Below are 6,036 nucleotides of genomic sequence, written 5' to 3' on the forward strand. Positions count from 1 at the left end.
GTTAGACAACTGTCAAGAAACGGAGACTGCCTACTTGAGCAGACGCGACATCCGCCGGTCGGCCAGCACCTTGCCCCCGGTCTGACACGTCGGGCAGTACTGGAACGACTTGTCGGCGAACGACACCTCCCGCACGGTGTCACCGCACACGGGGCACGGCAGGCCGGTGCGCGCATGCACCCGCAGACCAGACCGCTTCTCCCCCTTGAGCGTTGCGGCTTGCTGGCCCGCCGATCTGGTGACCGCATCGGTGAGCACCGTGATCATTGCGTCGTGCAGCGCGGCGAGCTGGGCATCGGTCAGCTTGCCCGCGGTCGCGAACGGCGACAGCTTGGCCACGTGCAGGATCTCGTCGCTGTAGGCATTGCCGATCCCCGCGATCACCTTCTGGTCGGTGATCACGGTCTTGATCCGTCCCGAATTTCCGGACAGCACACCGGCCAGCGCGGCGGCATCGAGCGACATTGCGTCCGGCCCGAGTGAGGCGATCTGAGGCACCGCCATCGGATCATCGACCACCCAGACCGCCAACCGCTTCTGCGTGCCGGCCTCGGTCAGGTCGAAACCCAACCCGTCTCCGAGGTGCACCCGCAGCGCGATCGGCCCCTTGCCCGGCCGCAGCGGCGTCGGCGCCAGCTTGTCCGACCAGCGCAACCAACCCGCCCGGGACAGGTGCGTGATCAGGTGCCAGGGGCCCACTTCCAGACCCAGGTACTTGCCCCAGCGGTTCGCCCCGGTGACGGTCTGGCCGTGCAACGCGGTGGTCGGCGGATCGAAGGTCTTCAACACCGACAACGCGGACACGTCGATCCGGGTGACCTCCCGGCCGGTCGCATGCCGGCGCAGGTGATCGGCCAGCGCCTCGACCTCGGGCAGTTCGGGCATGGCTCCAGTGTGTCAGCGAAACGCCGCGCATGCTGTAGACATGTCCGATCGGCCTGCTCCACGGGCGCCCACTCACCCACTGCGCACGATCTTCGTGATCAACAGCGTGCCGCGTCGCTGGCCGTTCGCGCTGCGTGCCGGAATCTGTATGGCAGTGCCGGTTCTGGTGGGCTGGCTGGCCGGAGATGTCGCGGCCGGGTTGATCGCCACCATCGGCGGATTCACCTCGCTGTACGGCAGCGGCCGCCCCTACCTGAATCGCGGCGGGTTTCTTGCGGTGGTCGCGGTCTGCTTCGCCGCCGCGGTGGCGCTCGGAGACTGGGCGTCGTCGGCGCCGTGGCTGGGCGTGCTGACCGTGACGATGATCGCGGTCGTGGCCACGCTGGTCTGCCACGCCCTGTCGGTCGGACCGCCCGGGGCCTACCTGGTGGTGCTGGCCTGCGCCGCCGGTACGGGCACCCCGGCGACGCTGCACCTCAGCCCGAGCCATCACGCCACACTCGTCCTGGCCGGCGGCGCGTTCGCCTGGCTGGTGCACATGTCGGGCGCGCTGATCCGTCCTCGCGGGCCGGAGAAGGCGGCCGTGGCCGCCGCGGCCGCCGCCGTCGCCGCTTACATCGACACCATCGGATCCGAGGATGACTCCGCCCAGGCCGCGGCTCGCCACCGGGCCGCCCTGCTGCTGCACACCGCATGGGTCACCCTGGTCACCTATCAACCGGTGCAGCCCAAACCCGACCAGGCGCTGTACCGGCTGCGGGTCGTCAACCGTCGGCTGCACGCCTTGTTCGCCGAGGCGATGCGGGCGGCCGATGCCGGCGAGCCCGCGCCACCCGAGGGCGCCGCACTGGCGCGACATCTGGCCACCGTGCCGGCCGACGCGATCACCGATGATCATGGCGCCGAAGGAGTTCCGCTGGGCCGGCCCAGTGCGCGCCGCCTGCTGCGTCGGGCACTGACACCCGGATCGGTGTCACTGCAGCTGGCGGTGCGGGTGGGTATCGCGGTGCTGATCTCCGGCGTCATCGCCGTGTGGATCTCGCAGGCTCTCACGATGACCCACGCCTATTGGGCGATGGCCGCCGCGGTGCTCATGCTGCATCAGGGGTTCGCCTGGCACCGCACCGTGGCGCGCGGCGTCGAGCGCACGCTGGGCACCTGGCTCGGGCTCGGGGTGGCCGGGTTGATCCTCGCGCTGCACCCGCACGGGCTGTGGCTGGCCCTGGTGATCGGGACGCTGCAGTTCGTCATCGAGATGTACGTGCTGCGCAACTACACCCTGGCCGTCGTGTTCATCACGCCCGCCGCGCTGACCATCGCCTCCGGCGGTGCACCCGTCGACGATCTCGGCGAACTGCTGCTCACCCGCGGCAGCGACACGTTGATCGGCTGCGCGGTGGCACTGGCGGTGTACTGGGCCACGCAGCGGCTGCGCCACCCGACCGGCCTGCGCCGGGCCGTCACCGACACCATCGACGCGGTCACCGCCACCTTGCCGCACCTGGCCGTCGGCGATGCCACCTCGCCGGCGGCCCGCACCGAGCGGCGCGATCTGCAACTGCGGGCCACGGAACTGCTACCCGCCTATGACGCGAGTGTCGGCGGATCGGCCACGCAACGGCTTGCGGCCGAACGCATGTGGCCGACGATCGTGGCCGCCGAACAACTCGCCTACCGCACGCTGGCGGCGTGCTGGAGCGCCGAGCGGGACAGCGACACCGAAGCCGGCGCCGAGGCGGCGGCGGACACCGCGGCCGCGCTCACCGAACAGGCGGCAGCCCTACGCGAGGGCCTTGACGAACGACAACAGCCAGCTCACCAACGACAGCACGATGGCCGCCCAGATGGCAGTCCACCAGAACTGGTCGATATGCAGACCCCAACCGGTGGTGTTGTCGGTGATCCACGACGTGATCCACAACATCAGCGCGTTGATCACGATGTGGATCAGGCCGAGCGTCAGGATGTAGAGCGGGATCGACAGGATCTGCACGATGGGCTTGATGAACGCGTTGACCAGACCGAAGATCACCGCGACGACGAAGATGATGCCGACCCGGGCGAGGGTCGTGTCGCCCCCGATGAAGTAGATCCCCGGCACGATGAGAGTGACCACCCAGAGCGCGAATCCGGTAATCGCGGCGCGCAGGAGAAATGAGCTCATGGCGGTCTAGTCTGCCGAGCGCAGCAGGTACGTGTCCATGATCCAGCCGTGACGGGCTCTGGCTTCGGCACGCGCAGCAACGATTTCGTCGCCGACCGCGCCGACCGTTCCCGCATAGAGCAACTCGTCGGGGGTGCCGAGATACGCCCCCCACCAGATCCGGGTCTGCGGCGGGCACTGCTGGAATGAGCAATCGGCATCGAGCATCACCACAGCGCTGCCGGTCAGCCCGTGCTCGCGCAACTGGCGTCCGGTCGTGATGAGCACCGGTTCGCCGACGTCGTTGAGCGGGATACGGTGGCGCGCGGTCAACACCTGGATCGCGGTGATGCCGGGGATGACGTCGTATTGGATGTCGAGGTGGTCGGCCACTTTTTCCAGGATCCGCAGCGTGCTGTCGTACAGCGATGGATCGCCCCACGCCAGAAAGGCCCCGGTGCCGTCGGGCCCGAGTTCGGTCTCGATCGCTTTCGCCCAGATCCGGGCGCGCTCGGCATGCCAGTCCGCGACGACCTGGCGGTAGCCCGGTACGTCGCCGGCGGCGGCGCGCGGCGGATCGACCAGCTCGACGAACCGGTAGCCCGGCTCGGTGATGAACCGGTCGCAGATGAGCTTGCGCACGGCCACCAGATCATCCGACGAGCCCCGGCGCTGGCCCTTGTCCATCGCGAAGAAAACCTGGGTGTCGTTGAGCGCGGAAACGGCCTGGGCCGTGACGAAGTCCGGATCACCGGCCCCGATTCCGATGACATGGATGCGACGCACAGACGAAGGTTAACCGACCCGGAACCGGGTACCCGAAGTATCCGGTACCCGGGGTATTGACATCACGCATTGTCGGTACCTAACGTCGAATCAGGGCAACCTCAACGAAGGGACGTCAACGGTGACAGCTTCGGTCAGCTCCGGTGCCACATCGGCCAATGTCGCGGCGCGGGACGCGTTTTCCGCACGCCTGCTCAAGGGGTCGGTGCGCAAGTCCTATGCGCCCGTCGTCGACATCGACTGGGATGCGCCGCTGGATCCGGACAAGTTCTTCCTGCCCCCGCGAATCGTGTCGCTGTATGGAACCCCGTTGTGGGACAAGATGTCCCGCGCGGAGCAGATCGAGCTGTCGCGTCAGGAGTTGGCCAACACCCTGTCGGCCGGGATCTGGTTCGAGAACATCCTCAACCAGTCGCTGCTGCGCAAGATGATGCATCAGGACCCGACGTCGCATTCCACGCATTACGAGCTCACCGAACTGGGTGACGAGACCCGGCACATGGTGATGTTCGGCAAGGCCATCGACAAGATCGGCGCCAAGCCGGTGCGGCCGCGGCTGTATCAGCGCATCATCATCAACTCGCTGCCGTTCGTGTTCCGCGGTTCGGTGCTGTGGGTGGCCGCGCTGGTCGGCGAGGAGATCTTCGACTCGCTGCAACGGCAGATGATGGATGACCCCGAGCTGCAGCCGATGGTGCAGCGCCTCATGCGCATTCACGTCACCGAGGAGGCCCGGCACATCCAGTTCGCCCGCGACGGCCTGCGCAAGCGCACCCCGTCCATGCCCTGGTACAAGCGGGCCTGGGTGGCCAATCTCAACGGTGCGGGCGGGCCGTTCTTCCGCTACCTGTTCACCAACAAGGTGCAGTACGCACGCGTCGGCCTGGATCCGCGCGCCGCACGCCGCATGGCCCGGACCAGCGCGCACCGCCGCGAGGTGCAGATCTCCGGCTTCGCCCCGCTGGCCGCCTTCCTCGAAGAGGTCGGGTTGATGGGCCGGATCGGCCGCCGGATGTGGCGGCGGGCCGGCTTCCTCCCGGCTCGCACCCCGGAGGGTCCCACCGCGCTGTCGGCCGGTCCCATCGGTTCCGACGAGGCCGTGACCGAGGAGGTTTACGACGGGTTCGCGGTGCTCGACACCGGTGACGCCGATCGTCGCGTCCACGTGCGGCTGGCCGGCCATCTGGATCCGATCGACGGCAAATTCCACTGGCGCGGAACCATTCTCGACGCGCCAAAGTCGGTCGCGCCCGGGCCCGTGCGGATCAGCATCGGTACGCGCACCGTGGACGCCCGCATCACCGAGCGCACCTCGCAGGGCACGCACTCCGTCGCCGGCGTGGGCGAACCGCCCTTCGAACTCGAAGGCGCAGACGTCACGGTCGCCGGATAACTACCGAGCGTCCGAGCAACCCGACCGCGAACACCCCACCGCAGATCCCGGAGATCAGCAGGGGCAATTGGCCGGGCTGACCTGGAACCACGGTCCAGAGCAGCCCGGCCCAGATTCCCGCGCCCAGCACGGCGAATCCGCTGAGACCCTGAAACACCCCTTGGGCGCTGCCTTGCAGGTCAGATCCGACCAGTGACGACACCCAGGCCTTGCTGACCCCGTCGGTACAGCCCGTGAACAAGCCGTAGGACCCGATCAGCAGCCAGGCCAGCAGCGGGTCGGTGGTCAGTCCCAGCCCGGCGTAGCCGACCGCGAAGAACACCAGGCCGATACCGAACACCGGTAGCCGCCCGATCCGGTCGGCCAGCAGCCCGGCGGGAAAGCTTGAGACGGCGTACACGGCGTTGTAGGTGACGTAGGCCAGGATCACCTCGACCACCGAGAAGCCGATCTCGTTGAGCCGCAACAAGAGCAGCGCGTCGGGGAAATTCACCAGGCCGAACGCCACCAGCACGGCCGTCACCCGCCAGTACCGCCCGGGCAGGTCGCGCACGCGGGCGAAGATCGGTTGACGCTCCTTGGCCGGCCGGGTGCGGCGTTGCTCGGCCACCAGGAACACCAGCAGCACGCTGAGGCCCGCGGGCACCACTGCCACCCACAGCAGCGGGGCGATCTGATGGTCGAGCAGTTCATAGCCGACCAGGCCGAGCAGCGGACCGAGCACCGCGCCGAAAGTGTCCATCGCGCGGTGGAATCCGAACACCCGGCCGCGCGCGGCGTCGTCGATCCCGGTCACCAGCAGCGCGTCGCGGGGCGCGCCGCGGACGCC

At 68.4% G+C, this 6,036-nt stretch carries 5 protein-coding genes and 1 pseudogene; 2 read left to right on the top strand and 4 right to left on the bottom strand.

Going from position 1 to position 6,036, the window contains the following annotated elements:
• Positions 1 to 30 precede the first annotated feature (30 nt).
• On the bottom strand, positions 31 to 885 hold the full coding sequence (locus BN4332_RS15080; RefSeq protein WP_066899251.1) for an Fpg/Nei family DNA glycosylase: 855 nt from the start codon (positions 883 to 885) through the stop codon (positions 31 to 33).
• A gap of 40 nt (positions 886 to 925) precedes the next feature.
• Between BN4332_RS15080 and BN4332_RS15085 the strand changes: the two are divergent.
• Positions 926 to 2,692 (top strand): annotated as a pseudogene (locus BN4332_RS15085) (FUSC family protein); the annotation flags it as partial.
• Here the strand turns inward: BN4332_RS15085 and BN4332_RS15090 are convergent.
• Both BN4332_RS15090 and cobF read right to left on the bottom strand, forming a co-directional pair.
• The gene (locus BN4332_RS15090; protein WP_074133077.1) at positions 2,666 to 3,049 is read right to left on the bottom strand and encodes a phage holin family protein; all 384 of its coding nucleotides are present in this window, start codon (positions 3,047 to 3,049) and stop codon (positions 2,666 to 2,668) included. The pseudogene BN4332_RS15085 and the gene BN4332_RS15090 overlap by 27 nt on opposite strands.
• Positions 3,050 to 3,055: 6 nt before the next feature.
• Complete coding sequence (cobF, locus tag BN4332_RS15095) at positions 3,056 to 3,814, bottom strand: precorrin-6A synthase (deacetylating) (protein WP_066899253.1); 759 nt, start codon at positions 3,812 to 3,814, stop codon at positions 3,056 to 3,058.
• Between the two features lie 121 nt (positions 3,815 to 3,935).
• On the opposite strand from cobF, the gene BN4332_RS15100 reads away from it, so the two are divergent.
• Positions 3,936 to 5,207 carry a diiron oxygenase gene (locus BN4332_RS15100; RefSeq protein ID WP_066899255.1) on the top strand — a complete coding sequence of 424 codons (1,272 nt, stop codon included), beginning with the start codon at positions 3,936 to 3,938 and terminating at the stop codon, positions 5,205 to 5,207.
• Here BN4332_RS15100 and BN4332_RS15105 read toward each other — a convergent pair.
• Positions 5,191 to 6,036, bottom strand: an 846-nt coding sequence (locus BN4332_RS15105) for an MFS transporter (RefSeq protein WP_066899256.1), incomplete at its 5' end; no start/stop codon positions are given. The two genes, BN4332_RS15100 and BN4332_RS15105, sit on opposite strands and share 17 nt — an antisense overlap.

It is taken from the genome of Mycolicibacterium houstonense, assembly GCF_900078665.2.
GTDB lineage: Bacteria > Actinomycetota > Actinomycetes > Mycobacteriales > Mycobacteriaceae > Mycobacterium > Mycobacterium houstonense.